Origin of the sequence: Quadrisphaera setariae, assembly GCF_008041935.1 — a bacterium.
Lineage (GTDB): Bacteria > Actinomycetota > Actinomycetes > Actinomycetales > Quadrisphaeraceae > Quadrisphaera > Quadrisphaera setariae.
The window spans coordinates 118,818-138,515 of the sequence record NZ_VKAC01000010.1 but is presented as its reverse complement, the minus strand read 5'-3'; the positions used below and the strand labels follow the sequence as shown (position 1 = coordinate 138,515).

At 74.4% G+C, this 19,698-nt stretch carries 15 protein-coding genes; 5 read left to right on the top strand and 10 right to left on the bottom strand.

What is annotated here, in order from left to right; translation table 11 throughout:
- Positions 1-84: 84 nt before the first annotated feature.
- Positions 85-795: a GAF and ANTAR domain-containing protein gene (locus FMM08_RS16700; protein WP_147927513.1), complete on the bottom strand. Its 711-nt coding sequence runs from the start codon at positions 793-795 to the stop codon at positions 85-87.
- 170 nt (positions 796-965) lie between these two features.
- Positions 966-1,826, bottom strand: a complete 861-nt coding sequence (locus tag FMM08_RS16695; RefSeq protein WP_147927512.1) for a hypothetical protein — start codon at positions 1,824-1,826, stop codon at positions 966-968.
- Positions 1,827-1,970: 144 nt separating this feature from the next.
- Here FMM08_RS16695 and FMM08_RS16690 point away from each other — a divergent pair, with 144 nt between their 5' ends.
- On the top strand, positions 1,971-2,645 hold the full coding sequence (locus FMM08_RS16690) for a response regulator transcription factor (RefSeq protein ID WP_147927511.1): 675 nt from the start codon (positions 1,971-1,973) through the stop codon (positions 2,643-2,645).
- Positions 2,642-4,123, top strand: coding sequence for a sensor histidine kinase (locus FMM08_RS16685; protein ID WP_147927510.1), 1,482 nt, complete (start codon positions 2,642-2,644; stop codon positions 4,121-4,123). The genes FMM08_RS16690 and FMM08_RS16685 overlap by 4 nt, the downstream gene beginning before the upstream one ends.
- Before the next feature lie 62 nt (positions 4,124-4,185).
- Here the strand turns inward: FMM08_RS16685 and FMM08_RS16680 are convergent, their stop codons facing one another.
- From FMM08_RS16680 to FMM08_RS16665, 4 genes are all read right to left on the bottom strand, one after another.
- Positions 4,186-5,388 carry a Gfo/Idh/MocA family protein gene (locus tag FMM08_RS16680; RefSeq protein WP_147927509.1) on the bottom strand — a complete coding sequence of 401 codons (1,203 nt, stop codon included), beginning with the start codon at positions 5,386-5,388 and terminating at the stop codon, positions 4,186-4,188.
- Positions 5,389-5,465: 77 nt separating this feature from the next.
- Complete coding sequence (locus tag FMM08_RS16675; protein ID WP_147927508.1) at positions 5,466-6,839, bottom strand: ABC transporter substrate-binding protein; 1,374 nt, start codon at positions 6,837-6,839, stop codon at positions 5,466-5,468.
- Between the two features lie 10 nt (positions 6,840-6,849).
- Complete coding sequence (locus FMM08_RS16670; RefSeq protein ID WP_147927507.1) at positions 6,850-7,809, bottom strand: carbohydrate ABC transporter permease; 960 nt, start codon at positions 7,807-7,809, stop codon at positions 6,850-6,852.
- 33 nt (positions 7,810-7,842) lie between these two features.
- Entirely contained in the window at positions 7,843-8,769 is a 927-nt protein-coding gene (locus tag FMM08_RS16665; RefSeq protein WP_147927506.1) for a carbohydrate ABC transporter permease, read from the bottom strand.
- A gap of 161 nt (positions 8,770-8,930) precedes the next feature.
- Between FMM08_RS16665 and FMM08_RS16660 the strand changes: the two genes are divergently transcribed.
- On the top strand, positions 8,931-10,100 hold the full coding sequence (locus tag FMM08_RS16660) for an ROK family transcriptional regulator (protein ID WP_147927505.1): 1,170 nt from the start codon (positions 8,931-8,933) through the stop codon (positions 10,098-10,100).
- Positions 10,097-11,818: an alpha-amylase family protein gene (locus FMM08_RS16655; protein WP_147927504.1), complete on the top strand. Its 1,722-nt coding sequence runs from the start codon at positions 10,097-10,099 to the stop codon at positions 11,816-11,818. Before FMM08_RS16660 ends, FMM08_RS16655 begins: the two co-directional genes overlap by 4 nt.
- A gap of 34 nt (positions 11,819-11,852) precedes the next feature.
- Here the strand turns inward: FMM08_RS16655 and FMM08_RS16650 are convergent, their stop codons facing one another.
- From FMM08_RS16650 to ald, 3 genes are all read right to left on the bottom strand, one after another.
- Positions 11,853-13,334, bottom strand: coding sequence for a PP2C family protein-serine/threonine phosphatase (locus tag FMM08_RS16650; protein WP_147927503.1), 1,482 nt, complete (start codon positions 13,332-13,334; stop codon positions 11,853-11,855).
- Positions 13,335-13,457: 123 nt separating this feature from the next.
- Positions 13,458-15,044 (bottom strand): methyl-accepting chemotaxis protein, encoded by a 1,587-nt coding sequence (locus FMM08_RS16645; protein ID WP_147927502.1) that lies wholly within the window; start codon positions 15,042-15,044, stop codon positions 13,458-13,460.
- Between the two features lie 109 nt (positions 15,045-15,153).
- Positions 15,154-16,281 (bottom strand): alanine dehydrogenase, encoded by a 1,128-nt coding sequence (ald, locus tag FMM08_RS16640; protein ID WP_147927501.1) that lies wholly within the window; start codon positions 16,279-16,281, stop codon positions 15,154-15,156.
- A gap of 107 nt (positions 16,282-16,388) precedes the next feature.
- Between ald and FMM08_RS16635 the strand changes: the two genes are divergently transcribed.
- On the top strand, positions 16,389-16,886 hold the full coding sequence (locus FMM08_RS16635; protein ID WP_147927500.1) for an Lrp/AsnC family transcriptional regulator: 498 nt from the start codon (positions 16,389-16,391) through the stop codon (positions 16,884-16,886).
- A 28-nt stretch (positions 16,887-16,914) separates the two neighbouring features.
- On the opposite strand, the gene ppc is transcribed toward FMM08_RS16635, so the two are convergent.
- Positions 16,915-19,638 carry a phosphoenolpyruvate carboxylase gene (ppc, locus tag FMM08_RS16630; protein ID WP_147927499.1) on the bottom strand — a complete coding sequence of 908 codons (2,724 nt, stop codon included), beginning with the start codon at positions 19,636-19,638 and terminating at the stop codon, positions 16,915-16,917.
- Positions 19,639-19,698 lie beyond the last annotated feature (60 nt).

Genomic DNA, 19,698 nt, shown 5'->3' with positions numbered 1-19,698 from the left:
TCGTCTTCCTGCTCGACCTCATCGAGCGCCGACTGCTGGTGGAGGCGCGCCCGCGCCGCCGCTGAGGCGGCACCGGCCGCAGCGTCACCAGCCGGTGTCGCGCCCCTGGGCGACGGCCTCCACCACCTCGCCGGCCAGCTCGGCCAGCTTGCGGTTGGAGTCCTGCGAGCGGCGCGACAGCAGGGCGAACGCCTGCTCGGGGGAGACCCCCCGCTGCACCGCGATGATGCCCTTGGCCTGCTCGATGACCGCTCGCGAGGCCATCGCCCGCTGCAGCTGCTCGGCCAGCTCGCGGGTGCTCTCCACCGCGAGGGCGTTGGTCAGGGCGATGGCCGCGTGGCCGGCGAAGACCGTGGCGACCTCCTGCGACTGCGCGGTGAGGACGCTCTGGCCGTGGGTGTCGTAGAGGTTCAGCGCCCCCACGGTGCGGCCGGGCACCGCCAGGCCCACGGACAGCGTGGCCCGCACGCCGGCGCGTGCGGCCACCTCGGAGAACCCCGGGTAGGCCCGGTCGCCCTCGGCGGTGTTGCTGATCGTGATGGTCTGGCCCGACATCGCGGCGTCCATGCAGGGCCCGAAGCCCAGCTCGTACTGGCGCTCGTCCAGCTGGACGGCGAGGTTGCCGGTGAAGGCCACCGACGTGGCACGCCGTCCCTGCACGAGGGTCACCGACGCCTCGTCGGCCCCGGGCACGCAGTCGCGGGCCAGCTCCGCCACCCGCTGGAGGACGGCGTTCAACGGCGTGCGGTCGAGGAGGATCCTCCCCAGCTCGGCGTAGGCGACGTCGACCGACATCCTGTCTCCCCTGGTACTGCTGCGCCCGCCGCGCGTCTGGACGGGCGGCCACCCAATCTAGTGGGCAGGTCAGACCCCGGCGCCAAGGGCGCAGGAGTCCCCCGGCCGAGCGCCTCACGCGCTCGACCGGGGGACGGGTGGGCCGGCTCGCGCCGGTGCCTCCGCCGCGGTCAGGAGCCCTGGACCGGGGCCTGGTCACCGCCGGCCGGGGCCGACGGCGCGGCGGGCGCATCGCCCTGCACCTGGGGGGCGGCCGGGGCGCTGCCCCCTCCCTGCCCCTGCCCCTTGGCCGGCCCCTGACCCTCGCGCGGGGCGGGTGCGCCGGCCGGTCCGCCCTTCGCGGGTCCACCGTCGGCCGGACCGCCCTGGGGCGGGGTCGGCGCGGTGGAGACGCTGGTGGCGTCGAGCGTGGTGCCGTCGCTGGCCACCGACCCCTCGGCGACCACGTGGGCACCGACCACGACGGTGCTGGAGCGGTCTGCGGTCGCGGGCTGCGCGGGCTGCGCAGGCTGCGCGCTCTTCTGGTCGGAGGACGACGACGGGGCCGAGGGAGCAGCCGGAGCCGACGAGCTGTCGCCGCTCGGGGCGGGGGCCGCGGGCTGTGCGCCCTCCCCGCCGGCGGGAGCCGCCGGGGGCGCCGGCGGGGTGGGGGCCGTGGAGTAGGTGGTGCTGCTGCTCGTGCTCACCGTGCGGGTGAACCCGTCCCGGTCGACCAGGGTGAACCCGGAGTCGGTGACCTCCTTGACGGTGCCGTCGAGGTGGGGCGTGTGCTTCCCGGCCTCCGGCCCGCCGGCGGCGGGACCACCCGCGGGCGCCTGGCCCTCGGCGGGTGCCTGGCCCTGCGCCGCCGCGCCGCCCGGGGCCGAGGGGGCGGCGGAGGCGCTGGCGGACGGCGACGCGTCCGGCATCCCGTCGGCGAGGGCGAGACCGGCGCCCCCCACGGTCAGGCCACCGGCCAGGGCGATGGCGAGCAGGGTGCGACGGCCGCGGCGGGTGCGCGTGGGCTGCGTGGGCTGCGTGGGCTGGTTCACGATGTCCTCCAGAGGAGTCGTGGCCCGCCGGTTCAGCGGGACCTGACGACAACGCTGGGCGGCGGGTCTGAAGCCGACCTGAAGCGACGGGCCCGCTCCGACGTCTTCAGGAGCGCCTCAGGGTGGGCCGCCCAGAATGGTCGGGTGCCTGCTGCCGCTGCCCGTGCCCTGGTGGTCGAGGACGACGCCTCCGTGCGCGAGGCGCTCGTCGAGGCGCTGCGCTCCGACGGTTTCGTGGTGGAGGCCCTGCCGGACGGCGAGGGCTTCGAGGGCGCCGTCGACGCCTTCCGACCCGACGTGGCCCTGCTCGACGTCATGCTGCCGGGCCTGCGCGACGGGTTCGCCCTCGCGCGGGCTCTGCGGGAGCGCAGCGACGCCGGGCTGCTGTTCCTCACCGCCCGCGACGCCGTCGACGACCGCCTGCGCGGCTTCTCCACCGGCGCCGACGACTACGTGGTCAAGCCCTACGTGACCGCGGAGCTCCTGGCCCGGGTGCGCGCGCTGCTGCAGCGCCTGGGACGGGTCCCGTCCACGGTGCAGGTGGGCGACCTCGTGCTGGACGAGGCGTCCAGCGTCGCCACCCGCGGCGGTCACGTGCTCGACCTCACGGGCACCGAGCACCGGCTGCTGGCCTACCTGGTGGCCGGGCGCGGCCGCACGCTGAGCAAGACGCAGATCCTCACCCAGGTGTGGGGCTACGAGGACTACGACCCCAACCTCGTGGAGGTGCACGTCAGCGCGCTGCGCCGCAAGACCGAGGCGCACGGCCCGCGGTTGATCCACACGGTGCGCGGCCTCGGCTACGTGCTGCGCCCGTGAGGACCGCTCTGCCCCTCCTGCGCCGGGGTGTGCGCTTCAGCTCCGGGCCCGCCTCGCTGGCGGGGCGCGTGCGCTGGGCGGTGCTCGTGCTGCTCGCCGTGCTGCTGGTGGCGCTGTTCGTCGTCGTCGACGTCCTGCTCGTGGTGCGGCTGCGCTCCGACCTGCAGACGCGCCTGACCGACCGCGCCGCGCTGGCCCAGCAGCTGGACGGCAGCCTCAGCGCGCAGCAGCTGGTGAGCAAGCTCGAGGGTGACGGCGTCGGCGTGCAGCTGTGCACCGAGGACGAGGGCTGCGTCAGCACGCCCGTGGCACCGCAGCCCCCGGGAGCCGCGGCGTCGGACGACGGGCAGGGGCAGGCGGCCCGCGCCTCGCGCGGCCCGGGGGGCGGCCCTCCCGCGGGACCGGCGCCACCGGACCAGGTGCTGCGCGACGGCAGCACCCTCTTCACCGTCACCCGGCTGGACAGCGGCGCCCAGCTGACCCTGTCCGTGGACGACTCCTACGTGCGCGAGACGGTGACGGGCCTCGTCGTCCTCGAGGTGGTGGGGGGCGCGGGTGCGCTCGTGGTGGGCTGGTTCGCACTGGGCCGCGTGGTGGCCGCGGCGCTGCGCCCGCTGGACGACATGACGTCGGTGGCGCGCGGCATCGCCGCCGGTGACCGGGGCCGGCGCCTGGGGTCGGGCCGACCGGACACCGAGCTGGGGCGCACCGCGCTGGCCTTCGACGCGATGATCGACGAGCTGGAGTCCGCTGTGGCCACCGCAGAGCGGTCCCAGCAGCAGATGCGCGCGTTCCTGTCCGACGCCTCCCACGAGCTGCGCACCCCGCTGGCCGGCTTCCAGGCCAGCGCCGAGAACCTCCTCCGCGCCGACCCGGACCGCGAGGAGCGCGAGCGCGCCCTGGCCGCGATGGTCCGCGAGAGCACCCGGGCCTCGCGGCTGGTGGGCGACCTGCTGACGGCGGCGCGGCTGGAGGAGGGCGTCGAGCTGCAGCGCGCCGAGGTCGACGTCGTCGAGCTGGCGCGCCAGGAGGTGGAGCGGCAGCGGCTGCTCGGCACCGGGACGACCTGGGGCGTGGAGGCGGCGGGGCCGCTGGTGGTGAGCTGCGACGCGGTGCGGGTGGGCCAGGTGCTCACCAACGTGCTCGACAACGCGCGCCGTGCCGTCGGCGGTGGGGGCTCGGTGGTGGTGTCGGTGGCTGCGCGCGGGGGCGAGGCCGTCCTCGAGGTGCGCGACACCGGCGCCGGCATCCCCGCCGACCAGCGCGAGCGGGTCTTCGAGAGGCTGGTGCGCCTGGACGCCGGCCGGGACCGGCGCTCGGGCGGCGCCGGCCTCGGCCTGGCGATCGCCCGAGCCATCGCCCGCGCCCACGGTGGAGACCTCGTGGCCGCTGACCCCGGCGCCGGCGGCGACCCCGGCGCCGACGGGACGGGACCCGGCGCCGTCCTGCGTCTGACGCTCCCCCTCACCCCTCCGTGATCACGGGGGACGTCCGCGGCCGCTGCGCACGTCCCCCGTGATCACGAACGAGACGACGGGGGTCAGGCGGGCGGGTTCCCGAGGTCGCGGACCGGCAGGCGCTCTCCGCCGCGGCGCATCGACTCGTGAGCCACCACACCGGGCAGCGTGTACCGCGCCGCGACCCAGGCGTTGACCGGCGGCAGGGTGGCCGTGTTCACCGCGGTGACGAAGTCGTCCACGAGGAACTGGTGGCTGCCCTCGTGGCCGTTGGGCGCCCCGGCGAACTCCCGCGGCAGCCGAGCGACGTCGTGCACGGGCGCGTGCCCCGACACGAACGCGGCGCGCAGCTCGGGCGCCACGTGGGCGAGCGAGGGGTCGTCCTCGGACACCGAGGCCTCGGAGTCGAGGTCGGCGGAGACGTCCTGCACGCCCTGCTTGTCCTGGAACAGCGACACCGTGGCCAGCTGCTCGAAGCTGGCGTCGGTGCCGAAGAACCGGAACCGCGACTCGCGCAGGTGCGAGGGGTAGCCCACGCGGCGCATCTCGTTGGTGCGGACCACACCGCCGTCGGACAGCTCGAACAGCGCGGTGGCGTTGGAGACGTCGTTGTCGAACATCGACACGCGCCTGTCGAAGACGCCGTCGCCGCGCTGGTCTGCCACGCCCAGGCAGCTCACCGACACCACGTGCGCGGCGTCGGTGTCCAGCGCCCCGAGCACGCCGCCGAGGGCGTGGGTGGGGTAGAGCATGGGCGGGTAGGAGGCGGTGGCCTTCCAGCCCTCGCCGCCGGAGTACCTGTAGGCGTCGTAGAAGCCCAGGTCCATGTCGTGGACGTAGTCGCCCTCGGCGTAGAAGACCCGGCCGAAGGTGCCCTTGCCCACGTGCTGGCGGGCGTAGACGGTGGCCGGGTTGTAGTGGCTCGTCTCGCCCATCATGTAGGTGAGGCCGGTCTCGCGGACGGCGTCCACGACAGCGGCGATCTCGTCCTCGGTGATGGCCATGGGGACGGCGGAGTAGACGTGCTTGCCGGCTCGCAGCGCCTGCACGACCAGCGGGCCGTGGGTCCAGCGCTGGGTGAAGATCGCGACGGCGTCGACGTCGGAGGCGAGCGCGTCCTCGAAGGAGGCGAACGTCCCAGCGAGGCCCTGCTCGGCCACGAGGGCCTCGGCCCGCTCGGGCAGCACGTCGGTCACGAAGATGTCGGAGACGCCGGGGTGGCGCTTGAAGAGCTCGGTGAAGGAGCCGGCGAACTGGCCGGCGCCGATGAAGGCGATCGAGAACACGAGGGGTGGACCTCCGGGTCTGGGCGTGGGTCAGGGTCTGGGGGGGGTGGGTGCTGGGCCGGCCTGCTCGGCGCCGGCTACTGGAAGACGGCCTCGACGCGGCCGTTGACGGCGGTCAGCGAGGACGCGGGGGCCTGCCCGCCGACCACCTGGTCCATGGCGGTGCCCATGATCGACTGGATCTCGGAGGCCTGGAGGATCTCCGGGTAGGGGAACGTCTCGCCGTCGGCGATGGGGTCGGTGAACGCCGTGACGTCGAGGCCGGTCTTCGACAGCGTCTCCACGGCGGCCGGGGTGGTGGAGGCGATGGCGGGGAAGACGATCCCGCCGCGCGCGACGACGTCCTGGCAGGCGGGGCTGGCGAGGTAGCGGACCCACTTCCACGCCGCGCCCTTGTTCTGGGAGGTGGTGGAGATGGAGTCGCCCAGGGAGTTGGTCATCGTCCTGCGGCCCTCAGGGCCCACGGGGGTCTTGGCCACGGCGAGCTCGATGCCCTTGAGCTTGGAGTAGTTGGCGATGTTCCACGAGCCGTTGGTGATGAGGGCGTACTTGCCGGCCTGCAGCTGCTGGTCGAGCGAGCCGCCCTGGGTGAGGGACAGCGGCGGCATGTAGCCCTTGTCGACGAGACCCGTCCACCAGGTGATCGACTGCTGGAAGCGGGGGTCGTCGTAGTGGAAGGTCGTCCCCCACGCCTCGTCGACCGGCGACCAGCCGGTGGTCTGGGTGAACCACGACCACTGCGTCTGCCCGAACGCCTCGCCGGAGTTCTCCAGGCCCAGTCCGTAGGTGGCGATGCTGCTCTTGTCGAAGCCCGGCTCGTCGCCGCGCACGCCGTTGGTGTCGACGGTGAGGTGGGCGATGGCCTTCTCGAAGGTGCCGCCGTCGGTGGGGTTCCACGTCAGGGCGTTCATCTGCTCCGGGGTCAGCCCTGCTTCCGTCGCCATCTCGGCGTTGTAGAACATCCCGACGGTGTCGAAGTCCTTCGGGAGGCCGTACCTCCTGCCGTCGGGGCCCACCCACAGCTCGGCGCTGCCCGGCACGTACTGGCCGAGCTCGAGGCCCGAGGCGGCGACCTGGTCGTCGAGGGGCTCGATGAGCCCGCGGGCGGCGAACTCGCCGAAGCGGGAGGTGTGGTCGACGAACACGTCGGGCGCCGACCCGGCGACGAAGCCGGTGAAGAGCTTGTTCCAGTAGTCGTCCCACCCGAACTGCTCGATCTGGACGTCGACGTCGGGGTTGGCGGCGTGGAAGTCGGTGGCGCACTGCTGGTAGGCGGGCAGCTGGGCCGAGTCCCACATCCAGTACGTGATGGTGCCGCTCTCGCCGTCGCCGCCCTGGTCGACGCCGTAGGAGGCGCAGCCGGTGACGGTCAGGGCGAGCGCGGCGGAGGCGGCGGCCAGTCCCCGGCGGAGGCGGCTCGGGCGGCGGTGGCTGGGTGCGGAGGTGCTCATGTCGGGTGCCTCACTTGATCCCGGAGAAGCCGATGGAGTCGACGATGCGCCGGCTGAAGACGGCGAACAGGACGACGATGGGCAGCGCGGCCAGCAGCGTGGCCGCCATGAGGCCCGCCCAGTCCGGCGTTCCCTGCGGCGTCTGCGACCTGAAGACGCCCAGGCCGACCGTGAGCACCCGGACGCTGCGGTCGCTGGCCACGAGCAGCGGCCAGAAGTACTCGTTCCACGCCTGGATGTACTGCAGGATCGCCAGCGTGATCAGCGGCCCGGAGGCCATGGGGGCGATGACGCGGAAGAACCGGCGGACGGTCCCTGCGCCGTCGAGGACAGCGGCCTCCTCGACCTCCCTGGGGATGCCGAGGAAGAACTGCCGCAGGAAGAACACCGCGAACGGCGTCATGAAGAAGAACGGCAGCACGATCGCGGCGTAGGTGTTGAGCAGGCCGAGGTCGCGCATGAGGAGGAAGTTCGGCAGCTGCGTGAAGATCGGCGGGACCATGAGCGCGGTGAGGAAGACGAAGAAGACGAGGTCCCGGCCGGGCCAGCGCAGCCGGGCGAAGGCGTAGGCCGCCATCGCGCCGAAGAACACCTGGCCAGCGGTGATGAGGGTGGCGACGAGCAGCGAGTTCAGCAGGTAGAGCCAGAAGTCGATGGCGGCGCCGGAGCCGCCCTGGGCCTGGGCCTCGGCCGTCGTCGACAGGCCGAGCACGCGCTCGAAGGCGCCGAAGGTGAACCCCACCGGCAGCGGTGAGGAGGGGTCGGTGGCCAGCTGGGTCCCGTTGGACAGCGCGGTGCGCAGCATCCAGTAGAACGGGAAGAGCGTGACCAGCATGATCAGGACGAGGGTGGCCCAGGCCACGACGCGGCCGATGCCGGCGCGGCGGTCCTTCGGGGCCTTCTGGACCGGTGCGGCGGTCGCACGGGTGGGGCCCGCGGCGGCGGGCTCGACGGGGGTCTGCACGGACATCGGGCGGTCTCCTCGGGCTTCAGCTCGGGCCGGTCAGGCGAGGTCGGACTCGTTGGCGCGGGTCAGGCGCAGCTGGACGAAGGCGACCACGGCGAGGATCGCGAAGAGCACCACGGAGACCGCGGCCGCGTAGCCGAACTCGAGGCGCTGGAAGGCCAGGTCGAAGATGTAGTACTGGATCACCCGGCTCGCGTCCCCCGGCCCGCCGGAGGTGGTGACGGCGACGGTGTCGAACACCTGGAACGACCCGGTGACGGTGATGACCAGCACCAGCGCCAGCACCGGGCGCAGCAGCGGCAGGGTGATCGACCAGAACATGCGCCACTCGCTGGCGCCGTCGACCCGGCCGGCCTCGTACAGCCCCTCGGGGATGGTCATGAGACCGGCGAACACCAGCAGCGCCGTGTAGCCCATGTGGCGCCAGACGTTGACCAGGGCGATGGTCGGCACCACCCAGTCCTGCTCGCCGAAGAAGGGGATCGCGTCGAGCCCCAGGCCGGTGATGGCGGCGTTCACGATCCCGATCTGCGCGTCGAGCATCCAGTAGAAGAGCAGCGCCACGACGACGTTGGAGATGAGGAACGGCAGGACGACGACGCTGCGCACGAACACCGAGCGGGTGACGCGCTGCAGCAGGACGGCGATGAGCACCGCCAGCACCGTCTGCACGACGATGTTGATGGCGACGTACTGCACGGTCACCTTCATGGCGTTCCAGAAGGTCTCGTCGGAGGCCATCCGCGCGTAGTTGTCGAGCCCGACGAACCGGGGGCGGCTGAAGAAGTCGTACTCCGTGAGGGAGAACCAGAGCCCGCGCAGGGTGGGCCAGAAGTAGAAGACGGCGAAACCCAGCAGGGCGGGGGCGATGAAGCCGACCGCCGCGAGGCCCTCCCCTGAGCGCCGCGGGGCACGTGCGGGGGCCGGCGCGGTGCGCGGGGGCGAGGTGGTGCCTGCGGTCACGGGGCTCTCCACGGCGGTGTGGTGGGGCGGGCGGACCCGCTCGGGTGGTGACTTGTTTCTACGGCGAAAGCAAGTGCCCCGTCAAGACCCCAGGATGGACCACGCAAGGACAGCAGATCGGGTTCTTTCGTTCCACTGATGAAGTGAGTAGCCTCGGTGACGTGACCAGCACCACCGCGGGAACCGCAGCCCCGGCGTGGGCCCCGCTGACCGGCCCCGCGCACGACGTGGCCCTGGCGGTGCTCCTGGACGGCCCGCTGCCGCGCAGCGAGATCGCCCGTCGCCTCGGCCTGTCGGCCGGCACGCTGACGCGCCTGTCCAAGCCCCTGCTGGACAGCGGGCTCCTGGTCGAGACCGGGGGCGCCCACGGCCCGTCCGGCCACCCCACCCGCCCCCTCGACGTCGACGAGGACGCCCACCGCTTCGTGGGCGTCAAGCTCACCGAGCACACCGCCCACGTCGCGGTCACGGGCCTGCGCGCTCGCGTGGTGGCCTCCGACGAGACGCTGCTGCTCTCCACCGACCCCGCGGAGGTGGTCGAGACGGTGGCACGGCTGGTGCGGACGGCGGTGGAGGCCGCAGGCGCCGCGGACACCGTCCGCGCCGTCGGCATCAGCGTGGGCGGTCAGGTGGGGCCGGGCGGCGTGGTGCTGGACGCGCGCTTCCTGCGCTGGCACGGGGTCGCCCTCGGGGACCTGCTGGCCGAGGAGCTGGGCCTGCCCGTCGTCGTCGACAACGACCTGCTGTCCCTCTCGCGCGCGGAGCAGTGGTTCGGCGCCGCCCGCGGGTGGGACCACTTCGCCGTCATCACCGTGGGCGAGGGCGTCGGGTACGCCTACGCCGTGCACGGCCAGGTGGTCGACACCCCCGAGGCCGGGCTGGGGACGGTGGGCCACCTGCCGCTGGACCCGAACGGACCGCTGTGCCGCCTCGGGCACGCCGGCTGCGCAGACGCGATGCTCTCCACGGCCGGCATCACCACGCGCGCCTCCCTCGCGCACGGGCGCCAGCTGCACCGCGACGAGGTCTACGACCTCGCCGAGGCCGGGGACCCGGTGGCCCGGCGCGTCGTCGAGGACTCCGCCCGCGCCCTGGGGCGGCTGGTGTCGCTCGTCGGCAACCTCGTCATGCCGCAGAAGGTCATCATCTCGGGCGAGGGGGTCCGCCTGGCCGAGGTCGGGGCGCAGCCGCTGGCCGAAGCCGTGGCCACCGGCCGCAGCGACCGCGCGGCCCCGCTGCCCGTGGAGGTGCACGTCACCGGCTTCACCGAGTGGGCCCGGGGCGCCGCGGTCACCGCGATCCGCACCTTCGTGCTCGGCGAGGGCCGGTGACGACGACGAGCGCGGCCACCCATGCGGTGGCTGCGCCGGACCTCGTGCGCGCCCAGGTCGGGGTGCGCGACCGGCTCGCGCCGCCAGGAGCGGTGGGCGTGCGCGTCGACCTCCTCGCCGACGGCCCAGGGAGCACCGAGGGCGCGGCGCTGCGCGTCGACGTGACGGCGGAGCGGGTCAGCCGCGTGGCGCTGCGCTGGTCGCGGCCGCTGCCCGAGGGTGTGCGCGTGCTGGGCGACGCCTGGGAGCGCTCCTACGGCGACCTGTCGTGGCAGGGGCTCACCCCCGAGCGGCCGCTGCCGTGGACGGTGCTGCTGCACGACCCGCGCACCGGGAGCACCGAGGGGATCGGCGTGCGGGTGCGCGGCGCTGCGCTCGCGTTCTGGACCGCCGACCCCGGCGGCCTCACCCTGTGGCTCGACCTGCGCAGCGGCGGTGCGCCCGTGGAGCTGGCCGGCAGGACGACGACGGCCGCGGTCGTCGTGTCCGCGCGCGCGGAGGGGGGCCAGCCGGACAGTGGTGGCAGCGCCTTCACCGCACAGCGAGCGCTGGCGCACCTGCAGTGCCCGGACCCGCTGCTGCCGACGACGCCGCTGGTGGGGGCCAACAACTGGTACTACGCCTACGGGCGCGGCTTCGGGCTGGACGCCGTGGTCCGCGACGCGCGCACCGTCTCAGACCTCGCCGGCGACCACCCCGTGCGGCCGTTCGGCGTCATCGACGACGGCTGGTCGGTCGGTGGGGTCGCCGACGGGCGGCAGGCCTCTGGCGGCCCGTGGGACGCCGGGCGCCCGCAGACCTTCCCCGACCTCGCCGAGGCGGCCGCGGCGGTGCGCGCCCAGGGCGCCCGGCCCGGGCTCTGGTACCGCCCGCTCCTGCGCCGCGAGCGACCTGACGGTGCGCTGGCGGGTGCGCTGGCCCAGGCGGTGGTCGCGGGGACGGGCGGTCCGGGGCAGCGGCAGGACGGCTGGGCGCTCGACCCCAGCCACGCGTCGGTGCTCGACGTGGTCCGGGAGGACGTCTCCCGCATCCGCGGGTGGGGGTTCGAGCTGCTCAAGCACGACTTCTCCACCTACGACCTGCTCGGCCGCTGGGGTCCGGCGATGGGCGCCGCCCCCGCAGCCGACGGGCCGGCGCTGGCCGACCCGTCGGTGACGACGGCAGAGGCGCTGGTGGGCTTCTACCGCGCCGTCCGGGAGGCCGCCGGCGACGTCGTCGTCCTGGGGTGCAACACCGTCGGCCACCTCGCGGCGGGGCTCGAGCACGCCCAGCGCACCGGGGACGACACCTCCGGGCTGACGTGGTCCCGCACGCGCCGCACCGGGGTGAACACCCTCGCGTTCCGGCTGGCGCAGCACGGCGCGATGTTCGCCGTCGACGCCGACTGCGTGCCCTCCACACCCGGCACGCCGTGGGAGAAGAACCGGCAGCTGCTCGACCTCGTGGCGCGCTCGGGCACGGCGCTGTTCGTCTCGGTGGACCCGGCCACCCGGGCCGGCGCCGTGGACGCCGACCTCGCCGCCGCGCTGCGCCTCGCGCTGGACGGTGGCGCCCCGGGCGGCGTGGAGCCGCTGGACTGGCTCAACACGACCACGCCCCAGCACTGGCGCAGCGGCACCGGGGGTGGGGACGAGGACCACGGCGAGGAGCTGCGGCTCTCCTGGGGCGAGGAGCTGGGAGCCGACCCCTTCGAGCACACCGAACCCCCACCCCCCTGATCATCTGCAGGTGAAGGCGTCCCGCTGAGTCACCTCAGGTGGCGGGGCGGGCGACGACGAGGAGCGTGAGGTCGTCGACGGGCCCGCCCGCCACGTGGTCCGTGACAGCGGCGGTCACGGCGGTCACGGTGCGCTGGGCGGCGTCGGGAGCGAGCCGGGCCTCCTCGCCCAGGCCGGCGAGGAGCTCCAGCAGCCCCTGCTCGTCGAGCTGCCGGCCGCGGGGGTCGGTGGCCTCGGTGACGCCGTCGGTGTAGAGGACCAGCTGGTCTCCGGGGTCCAGCTCCACCTCCACCTGGGCCACCTCCACCTCGGCGAAGGGGCCGAGCAGCGTGCCGGGGCTGCCGACCAGGCGGGGGGTGCCGCGGGCCGGCAGGAGCACCGGCTGCGGGTGGCCCGCCAGCGCCAGGGTGACGACGGCGCGCCCACCGCTCGAGGTGGCCCGCTCCTCGACGGGCAGGGCGACGGCGGCCACGGTGGCGAACCTGTCGTCGAGCGCCTCGTGCACCGCTCCACCGACCGCCGTGAGCAGGTCGGACGGCTCGCCGTGGGTGGTCGCGGCGCCGCGCAGCGCCCATCGCAGGGCGCTCGTGCTGGCGGCCGCGCGGGGCCCGCGCCCGGAGACGTCGCCGATGACCACGTACCAGGACCCGCCGGAGCCAGCGGGGCCGGCGAAGACGTCGAAGAAGTCACCGCTGACCGCGCCCCGACGGCCGTCGGGGCTGGTGGCGGGCTGGTAGCCGGTGGCCACGCGCCAGCCCGGCAGGTCCGGGAGGGAGGAGGGGACGAGGCTGGCCTGCACGGCGCGGGCGGTCTGGTCGAGCTCGTCGGCGAGCGCCGCCCTGGCGCGGCGCACCGCGGCGTAGGGCGTCATGTCGCGCTGGACGGCCACGTAGTGCACCGGGGCGCCGTCAGCACCGTTGACCGGGGAGAGCGAGAGCTCGTTGACGAAGAGCTGGCCGTCGGCGCGGCGGTTGGCCAGCACCACCACGCCGGCCTCCCCCGCGGCCAGGACCTCGCGGATGCGCTGCACGGCGGCCGCGACCTCGCCGGAGCTGGTGCCGAGCGCGTCGAGCTCGCCGTCCGCGGACGGCTCCAGCAGGCCGTCGTGCAGGAACCGGCAGTTGCGCCCGAGCACGTCCGCCTCGGAGTACCCCGTGGTGCGCGTGAACGCGGGGTTGACGTAGACGATCGGGGAGTCGGGGGCGCGGACGTCGGCCACGCAGACGGCCTGGTCGACGGCGTCCAGCACCGACCACGCGGCGGCGGGGGCCCGTCCGGGCACCGGGGCCAGGGCGGCGGCGCGGTGCACCGCGGGGGTGGTGTCGGTGACCTCCCGCAGCTGGGACAGGGCTGCCAGCGGCAGCCGGACGAGCTCGCGGCGCACCTGGTCGGGCAGGCCCGAGAAAGGCGGTACGGCGGGGCCGGAGTCGACCCGCTCGAGCACGGCCTCGACGGCGGCGGCGCTCACGGCCCAGCGCTGGGCCCAGGCGAGCAGCCCCGCGCGGTCGGTCGGCACCGGCTCAGGCTAGACGGCGCGGGTGGCGGCGGCGCGGCAGCCGGTGACCAGCGCGAGGTCGACGCGCTGGTCACCGGCTGCCTGCGGTGTGACCGCGACCCTGCTCGGGAGGGCCCAGGAGGCTCAGAGGGTGAAGCGTCCGGTGAGCTCCTGGAGGCGCCCGGCGGTCTGCGCCAGCGAGGACGCCGTGGACGAGGTCTCGTCGGCGCTGCGGCGCCCCTCCTCGGCACCGGCCGCGATGCTGGCGATGCTGGCGGAGATCTGGCCGGAGCCGGTGGAGATCTCCGTGACGTTCCTGACCATCTCGCTGGTGGTGGCGGACTGCTCCTCCACCGCGGCGGCGATCGTCGCCTGCACCTCGTCGATGCGGCCGATGACGTCACCGATCTGCGTCACGGCGGCGGCCGCGGCAGCGGCGTCGCCCTGGGTGGCGCTCACCTTGCCGACGATCTCCTCGGTGGCCTGGGCGGTCTGGCGGGCCAGCTCCTTGACCTCTCCCGCGACCACGGCGAAGCCCTTGCCCATCTCCCCGGCGCGGGCGGCTTCGATGGTGGCGTTCAGCGCCAGCAGGTTGGTCTGCTCGGCGATGGAGGTGATGAGCTTGACGACGTCCCCGATCTCCCGGCTGGAGGTGCCGAGCCGCTCGATCGCCCCGCCCGCCTGACCGGCGGCGGCCACGGCATTGGAGGCCATCGCGGAGGCGTCCGCCGTCGCGGTGGCGATCTGGGCGATCGCGGCGGTCATCTCCTCCCCCGCCGCGGCGACGGTGGAGATGGAGGCGGTGACCTGCTCGGAGGCCGCGGACACGACCTGGCTCTGCGAGCTCGACTCCTCCGCTCCGGACGCCATGAGCGTGGACACGGTGGTGAGGGTCCCCGAGGAGGCGGTCAGGGCGGTGGACTCCTCGCGCACCTGCCGCAGCGTGCCCGCCAGGGCCTCCAGGGAGGCGTCGGTGGCGGTGCCCAGCCGGCCCACCTCGTCCTTCGCGGTCAGACCGACGCGGCGGTCCAGCCGTCCGTGGGCCACGGCGCCCATGACGTCGACCACCCGGGCGAGCGGACGGGTCACCGACCTGGCCACCACCACCGCGATGCCCACGGCGAGGACGGCCGCCAGCGCGACGGCGGCGGCGAGCACCGCCAGGGAGGCGCGGAAGGTGGCACGGCCCTCGTCGGCCATGGTCGTGGCCGCTGCCGCCTCGGTGGTGACGATGTCGTCGAGGGCCGCGAAGGACCGCTTGGCCGGCGGGTTGGCGGCCTCGGAGCGCAGCGCGACGAAACCGGCGAGGTCGCCCGCCTCGGCGCGCTGCACCAGCTCCGGCAGCACGGCCCGGTACGTGGCCAGTGCGGCGGTGAACTCCTCCTGCTGGGCGGAGGAGCTGGCGGGGCTGGTGGTGAGGTAGCGGCGCCACTGCTCGTCGAGCGCAGCCTGGTCGGCCTGGAGCGCCTCCTGCGCCTGGGCGGAGGCCGAGGCGTCGGGTGACAGGGCGATGTTGGCCAGGTCGAGGCGGACCTGGAGGAGCTTGGTGCTGGTCTGGGCGGAGGTCTCGACCGAGCCCAGGCCGCTGGAGGCGAGGAGGTCGAGGTCGCCCTGCGCCTGGGCGAGCCGGAGGCCCGCGAGCCCGGCGACGACGAGGAGGAGGGCGAGCACCACGCCGAAGCCCAGGTAGAGCTTGTGCGCGATGCGGAGGTCGGCGAGACGGTGGAGCACGGGGTCACTCCCTGAGGGGCGTGCCAGGAGCAGCGTCGCTCTTCCACTGCACCCCGTCCATCGGACGGGAGACGCCTGGGCTTGAGAGCGTCTCCCGTCCCGGCGTCCCTCAGCCGAGGAGCGCCGCGGCGTCGGCCAGGGGCAGGTCGTGCGCGGCGGCCACGGGAGCGCTCACCAGCTGCCCGTCCAGGGTGGTGAGGCCCTTGGCGAGGGCGGGCGAGGCCTTCGCGGCGCCGCGCACCCCCCGGTCGGCCACGGTGACGAGGTGCGGCAGCGTGGCCGAGGTCAGCGCCAGGGTCGAGGTGCGCGCCACCGCACCGGGGATGTTGGCCACGCAGTAGTGCACGACGCCCTCCTCCACGTACGTCGGCTGCGCGTGCGTGGTGGGGCGGCTCGTCTCGAAGCAGCCGCCCTGGTCGATGGCGATGTCGACGGCGACGCTGCCGGGCCGCATCGAGGCGATCATCTCCCGGCTCACGATCTTGGGGGCCTTGGCGCCCGGCACGAGCACGGCGCCGATGAGCACGTCGGACTCGGCCACGTACTGCGCCAGCCGCGTGCGGTTGGGCGTGACGAGGTCGAGGCGGCCTTCGAAGACGTCGGACAGGTACGCCAGCCGGGAGGGGTTGGTGTCGAAGACCCGCACGATGGCGCGCATGCCCACGGCGATCTTGGCGGCCTCGGTGCCGGAGACGCCGCCGCCGATGATGGTGACCTTGGCCGCGGGCGTGCCGGGGACGCCCCCCAGCAGCACCCCCGACCCGCCCGCGGGGCTCTCGAGGTGGTGGGCCGCGGCCTGCACGGCCATGCGTCCGGCGACCTCGCTCATGGGGGTGAGCAGCGGGAGGCGGCCGTCGGGGGTCTGGACCGTCTCGTAGGCGATGGAGTCGATGCGCCGGGCCAGGAGGAAGTCGGTGAGCTCCCGGTCCGCTGCGAGGTGCAGGTAGGTGAAGAGCTGCTGGCCCTCGCGGAAGCGGTGGTGCTCGGAGGCGACGGGTTCCTTCACCTTGACGATGAGGTCGGCTGCGGCGAAGACGGCGTCGGCGCCGTCCACCACCTCCGCGCCCGCGGCCGCGAACTCGGCGTCGGTGAAGCGGGAGCCGGCTCCGGCACCCGCCTGGACGAGCACCCGGTGGCCGTGGTGGACCAGCTCGGCGGCGCCGTCGGGCTGGAGGGCCACGCGGTTCTCGTTGTCCTTGACCTCGGTGGGCACTCCGACGACGAGCGGTGCGGACACGCCAGACCTCCAGGCTCACCGGCACCGACCCGTTCGGCACCGTTCCGCTGATGAACCTCGCAGGATGGTCGATCTCGCACCAGAGCTCCTGACGGATGTTCGGCAGGATGGGTCCCGTGGCGAACGACCGTCGACCGAGCGCTCCCCTGACCGACGTGGACCGGACGATCGTCGAGGCGCTGCGCCGCGACGCCCGCACACCCGGCGCCGAGCTGGCCCGCCGCGCGGGGGTGGCACCGTCCACGGCGTCGGTGCGCCTGCGCGAGCTGGAGCGCCGCGGCGTCATCACCGGCTACCACGCCGCGGTCGACCTCGACGCCGTCGGCGCGTCGCTGCAGGCCATGGTGGCCGTGCGGCTGCACGGCGGCGCCCGGGGCAGGCTGAGGGAGTTCACCGAGCACGTCCGCGCACTGCCCGGTGTGCTCAGCGTCTTCTTCCTCGGCGGGGAGGAGGACTTCCTGCTGCACGTGGCCACCGCCGACTCCGCGGCCCTGCGCGACCTCGTGGCCGACGGCCTGTCCACGCGGGCGGAGGTCTCCTCCACCCGCACCAGCATCATCTTCGAGCACACCCGCGGCACGGGCGCCGCCGTGCCGCGGGTGTGACCAGGCCCGGAGGGCTGCTGGACGGCGGTCAGCCGGTGTTGCGCATCCCCGCGGCGATGCCGTTGATGGTGAGCAGCAGCGCACGCTGCAGGCTCGGGTCGTCCTCGCCGCGGCGGTAGCGGCCCAGCAGCTCGGTCTGCAGGTGGTGCAGCGGCTCGAGGTAGTTCTCGCGCACCTCCAGGGTCGTGCGCAGCGCCGGCTCCCGGTCGAGGAGCGCGGTGTCCCCGGTGACGGCGAGCACCTGCGTCACCGTGAGCTCGAACTCCTCGCGCACCACGTCGAGCAGGCCGCGCAGCGGCTCCGGCGCCAGCTCGACGTACGCCTTCGCGATGTCGAGGTCGGCCTTGACGAGCGTCATCGACACGTTGCCGAGGAACGTGCGGAAGAAGCGCCACTCCTCGTACATCTCGCGCAGGACGTCCCGGGCGGACGGGTCGGCCTCCACCACGGCGGACAGCCCCGACCCCACCCCGAACCAGCCGGGCACGATCTGGCGCGACTGGGTCCACCCGAACACCCACGGGATGGCGCGCAGGTCCTCGATGCCGCCACCGCCCGGGCGCTTCGACGGGCGCGAGCCCACGTTGAGCGCGCCGAGCAGGTCGACGGGGGTGGCGGTGAGGAAGTACTGGGTCAGCCCGTCGGCCTCCACCAGCGACCGGTACCTGTCGTGCGCCGCGCGGGCGAACCTGTCCACCAGCGCGTCCCAGCGCTGCCCCTGCTCGGGGGTGCGGCGGTCGGTGCGGTGGAGCACGCTCGCCTCGATGGTCGCCGCCAGCGTCAGCTCGAGGTTCTGCCGCGCCAGCTGCGGGAGGGCGTACTTGTCGCTGATCACCTCGCCCTGCTCGGTGATCTTCACCTCGCCGTCGACGGTTCCCGACGGCAGCGCCATGATCGCGTCGTAGGTGGGGCCGCCGCCACGGCCGACGGACCCTCCGCGGCCGTGGAAGAAGCGCAGCTTGACCCCGAAGCGGCGGGCCACGTCGCGCGCCCGGCGCTGGGCCAGCTGGATCTGCCACTGCGAGGCGGCGATGCCACCGGCCTTGTTGGAGTCGGAGTAGCCGAGCATGACCTCCTGCACGTCACCGCGCAGGCGCACGAGCTCGCGGTAGGAGGGGTCGGACAGCAGCGACGTGAGGATCCGCTCGGTCTGCTCCAGCTCGACCACGGTCTCCAGCAGCGGCACGAAGTCGAGCCGCGCCACCCCGGCGGGGAGGTCGACCAGGCCGGCCTGGCGGGCCAGCACGACGGCCGCGAAGACGTCGTCGGCGTCGTGGGTCATGGAGACGATGTAGCTCTCCACCACGCGGCGACCCAGGGCGTCCTGCGCCCACCGGATGGCGTCGAAGGCGGCCGCGGTGGTGGCGGTCTCGCCCTGCAGCGGCAGCGGCGGCAGGGCGAGCGGGCGGGCCGACGCCAGCTCCCGCGAGAGCACCCGCAGCCGCTCGGGCTGGGTGAGCTCGGAGTACTTCTGCTCCAGCTCGCCGTCGCCGCCCGCGAGGCGGTCGAGCAGGGCGCCCACCGCTGCGTGGTGCTTGGCGGAGTGCTCGCGCACGTCGAGGGTGGCCAGCACCAGCCCCGTGGCGGCGACGGTGCGCACGAGGCGCTCCACCTCGCCCGAGGCGACCAGCTCGCCCTGGTGCTGCGCCACCGACGCGTGCAGGAGCAGCAGGTCGGAGAGCAGCTCGGCGTCGTCGGGGTAGTCGCGCCCGGGCACGTGCGGGGTGTCGGCGACCAGGCGCTGCTCGGTCAGCGCCAGGCGCACGTCGATGCAGGTGAGGAAGAGGCGGTACGGCTCCTGGACGTTGAGCCGGCGGTAGCGCGGCTCCACCTCCGGCAGCGACTCGATGAGCTCAGCGGTGCGCGCGGCCAGCTCCGGGGAGACCGGGCTGACGGCCTCGCTGACGGACAGGTCGCGCCGCAGCTCGTCCACGGCGGCGCGCAGCGTGTGGATGCCGTGGCGCGCCTGCAGCACGAGCACCTCACGGGTGACCTGCGGGGTGACGAAGGGGTTGCCGTCGCGGTCACCGCCCACCCACGAGCCGAAGCGCAGCGGGCTGACGGCGGGGGGCAGCGCCACGCCGTGCTCGGCGAGCCGGTCGCGCAGCTCCTCCAGCACGTCGGGCAGCGCCGCCCGCGACAGGCCCTCGAGGTAGTAGATGACGTTGCGCGCCTCGTCGATGGGCTGCGGCGGCTCCACGCGCAGCTCGTCGGTGAGCCACAGCAGCTCCACGGCCTCGGCGAGCCGGCGGGTGCGGCGAGGGCCCTCGGGCTCCTCCAGCAGGGAGGCCACGCGGCGGAGCTTGTCGATGGTGGAGCGGCGCGCCACCTCGGTCGGGTGCGCGGTGAACACCGGGCGCACCGCGACCTCCTCCATGATCGCCCCCAGCTCGGCGGCCTCCACCCCGGCGTCGGCGATGCGGGTCAGCGCCTGCTGGAGCCAGCCGCCCTCAGCGCCCTGCTCCTCGCGCAGCGCCCGGCCGCGGTGCACCTGCTCGGTGGTGTTGGCCAGGTGGAAGTACGCGGTGAAGGCCCGCACGAGCCGCGTCACCGTCTCCAGGTCGAACCCGGGCAGCTCGGTGAGGGTGTGCTCCTTGGCGTGCGCCCGCACCCGCTCGACCAGCTCGAGCAGCTCGGGCCCCTCGTGGCGGGCGAGGGTCTCGCCGAGCATCGTGGTGACGAGGCGGATGTCGCGGCGCAGCGCGTCCAGCGCGGCCCCGGGGGTCGAGTCGGCGTCCGGCCTGGTGGTCATGGGCACATCGTGGCTGCTGCCGGGCGTGCGCGGAGCCCCGGGGGTCACGATCGGCTCAGG